A 3,257-nucleotide genomic window follows, 5' to 3' on the forward strand; every position below is an offset into this window, starting at 1 on the left:
CCGAAGACCTCACCGACTATCTGCTGGAGATGGGTATCCGGGTGCGCTACCTGCACTCCGAAGTCGACACGCTGCGCCGGGTGGAACTGTTGCGGCAGCTGCGGCTCGGCGACTACGACGTGCTGGTCGGGATCAACCTGCTGCGGGAGGGCCTCGACCTGCCCGAGGTGTCGCTGGTGTCGATCCTGGACGCCGACAAGGAGGGCTTCCTGCGCTCGTCGCGCAGCCTGATCCAGACCATCGGCCGCGCCGCCCGCAACGTCTCCGGGGAGGTGCACATGTACGCCGACACCATCACCGACTCGATGCGGGAGGCCATCGACGAGACTGAACGGCGACGCGCCAAGCAGATCGCCTACAACACCGAGCATGGCATCGACCCGCAGCCGTTGCGCAAGAAGATCGCCGACATCCTCGACCAGGTGTACCGCGAGGCCGCTGACACCGAGGAGACAGCGGCCGTCTCCACCCGCATCGGCGGCTCCGGGCGCAACGCGTCGCGGGGCCGGCGGGCCCAGGGCGAGCCGGGCCGGGCCGGCCGGGTTGGCAGGATTGCCAGCGCCGGTGTGTTCGAGGGCCGCGACAGCGCCAACATGCCGCGGGCCGAGTTGGCGGACCTGATCGGCGATCTCACCGAGCAGATGATGAATGCCGCGCGTGACCTGCAATTCGAGCTGGCTGCACGGATTCGCGACGAGATCGCCGACCTGAAGAAGGAACTGCGCGGAATGGACGCCGCGGGCGTGCCGTGACGCGCCGGGGTGTGAATCCGGTTTCGCGTCTTGTGCCGATCCGTGGTTGACTGCACATGGTGGTGCATCTGACAGAACCGGCGACGACGACAACGACAGGCCGCTGGCGAGATCTGCTCGGTTCGCAGTTTTTGGGCGTTTCGGCTGTGCTCGCCGGTGGCGTGGTGCTGTATGCGACCAACGAGTTCCTGACGATCAGCATGTTGCCGAGCGTGATCAAAGACATCGGCGGCGAGCGCCTCTATGCCTGGGTGACCACGCTGTACCTGGTCGGGTCGGTGGTGGCGGCGGCCGCGGTGCATGCCGTGCTGGTGCGGGTCGGGGCGCGATCGGCCTATCTGCTGGGGCTGCTGTCGTTCGGCGCGGGCAGTGTGGTTTGCGCACTGGCGCCAACAATGGAGATCCTGCTGGCCGGCCGCACCCTGCAGGGCATGGGCGGCGGCCTGTTGGCCGGTCTGGGCTACGCGCTGATCAACGCCGTGCTGCCGCAGTCACTGTGGACCCGGGCTGCCGGGCTGGTGTCGGCGATGTGGGGGGTCGGCACGCTGGTCGGGCCGGCGGCGGGCGGCATGTTCGCGCAGTTCGGTATCTGGCGCTTGGCTTTCGGGGCGATGGTGGTCCTGACCGCGGCCATGGCCGTCTTGGTGACCACGGTGCTCGCACCGGGCGGCGGTGAACACCGCGGCGAACCGATCAAGATACCGGTGCGCTCGCTGCTGCTGTTGGGTGCTGCCGCGCTGGTGGTGAGCGCCGCGCAGTTGCCGCACAACCTCATCTTGGCGGCCGGGCTGCTGGCCACCGGCGGGATCCTGGTGGGGGTGTTTTTGTTCGCCGACCGGCGGGCGTCGGCCGCCGTGTTGCCGCCGAGTGCTTTCCACCCGGGCCGGGAGAAATGGATCTACCTGACGCTGGGGCTGTTGATGGCGACGACGAAGGCCAACCTGTATGTGCCGCTACTCGGTCAGCGGCTGGCGCATCTGGCCCCGGTGCTGGCCGGATTCCTCGGTGCTGCCCTGTCGACCGGCTGGATGATCAGCGAAATCGCCAGTGCCTCGCTGAGCAGGGCGCGCGTGATCACCGGGCTGGTAGTCGCCGCGCCGCTGGTGGTGTCGGCGGGACTGACCGTGGCGGCGTTCACCCGGATGAGTCACTACAACCCGGCCGCCGTCGGCGTGGTCTGGGCGTTGGCGTTGCTGGTCGTCGGCGCCGGGGTGGGTGCCAGCTGGCCGCACCTGTCGGCATGGGCGATGAGCTGCGTCGACGATCCTGCCGAAGGCGGCACGGCGGCAGCGGCTATCAACACCGTCCAGCTGATCTCCGGTGCATTCGGCGCCGGGATAGCCGGTCTGGTGATGAACACCGCCATGAGTGCGGGCGTCCCGGCGGCCCGCTCGCTGTTCGCGGTGTTCGCGGTGTTCGCCGCGCTGGGTTGCCTGTTCGCTTATCGCGCGATCCGAGGCTCCTGCGTTGCGTCGGCCACCGCGGATTGACTCAGGCCGCTGAAATCAGGGCACCCAAACGAAGCCGTGTCGCCAATCGCACCCACCGCGGCCGGTCGACGCGCTACTGTCTCGGTGGCGTTGTCACTAGTCACTGGAGGGTGTACGGATGAGCGGCTATCAGACCGTGGTGGTCGGCACGGATGGCTCGGACTCGTCGCTGCGTGCCGTCGAACGGGCAGCCCGGCTCGCGTCCGGGGCAGGCGCGACGTTGATCGTGGCCACCGCATACCTTCCCCACGAGAACGACACGCGGGCCACCGACGCCCTGAAAGACGAGGGCTACCAGGCGACGGGCAACGCCCCCCTCTACGCGATCTTGAAAGAAGCCAGGGAGCGGGCCCAGGCCGCCGGCGCCGGCACAGTCGAGGAGCGACTGATCGAGGGTGCCCCGGTGGACGCACTGGTCGACCTCGCGGAGAACGTCGGTGCGGATCTGCTGGTCGTCGGCAACGTCGGCCTGAGCACCATCGCCGGCCGGCTGCTCGGTTCGGTTCCGGCCAACGTCGCCCGCCGCGCCAAGGTCGACGTGCTGATCGTGCACACGACGGGCTGAGCACGGGCTGATTCACCTGCCCTTACCAGCCCCGGTCGCGCCACTCGTCCAGATGCGGGCGCTCGGCACCCAGGGTGGTGTCGTCGCCGTGGCCGGGGTAGACGACGGTGTCGTCGGCGAAACGATCGAAGACCTTCGTCTTCACGTCGTGAAACAATGACTCGAACTCGGCCGGCTTCGTCGTCTTGCCGACCCCGCCCGGGAACAGGCAGTCACCGGTGAACAGCTGGGCCACTCCGCCGGCCGGCGCGCCGCCCAACACCAGGGCGACCGAGCCAGGGGTGTGCCCGCGCAGGTGGATCACGTCGAACACCAGGTCGCCCACCTCGACGGTGTCGCCGTCGGCGAGAATCCGGTCGGGCCGCACCGGCAGCGGATCGGCGTCGAGTGCATGCGCGGCAGTCGGCGCCCCGGTGGCTTCGGCCAGCGCCGCCAGCGCCTGCCAGTGGT

At 69.0% G+C, this 3,257-nt stretch carries 4 protein-coding genes; 3 read left to right on the plus strand and 1 reads right to left on the minus strand.

What is annotated here, in order from left to right:
- The 3 genes from AC2VON_RS06315 to AC2VON_RS06325 form a co-directional block, all read left to right on the plus strand.
- Positions 1-752, plus strand: a 752-nt coding sequence (locus AC2VON_RS06315) for a helicase-related protein (RefSeq protein WP_486952174.1), incomplete at its 5' end; no start/stop codon positions are given.
- Between the two features lie 68 nt (positions 753-820).
- On the plus strand, positions 821-2,242 hold the full coding sequence (locus AC2VON_RS06320) for an MFS transporter (protein WP_486952177.1): 1,422 nt from the start codon (positions 821-823) through the stop codon (positions 2,240-2,242).
- 118 nt (positions 2,243-2,360) lie between these two features.
- Positions 2,361-2,807: a universal stress protein gene (locus AC2VON_RS06325; protein WP_486952175.1), complete on the plus strand. Its 447-nt coding sequence runs from the start codon at positions 2,361-2,363 to the stop codon at positions 2,805-2,807.
- Between the two features lie 22 nt (positions 2,808-2,829).
- On the opposite strand, the gene AC2VON_RS06330 is transcribed toward AC2VON_RS06325, so the two are convergent.
- The coding region (locus tag AC2VON_RS06330; protein ID WP_486952176.1) for an MBL fold metallo-hydrolase at positions 2,830-3,257 on the minus strand (428 nt) is incomplete at its 5' end.

The organism is Mycobacterium sp. TH-M82 (genome assembly GCF_057473605.1).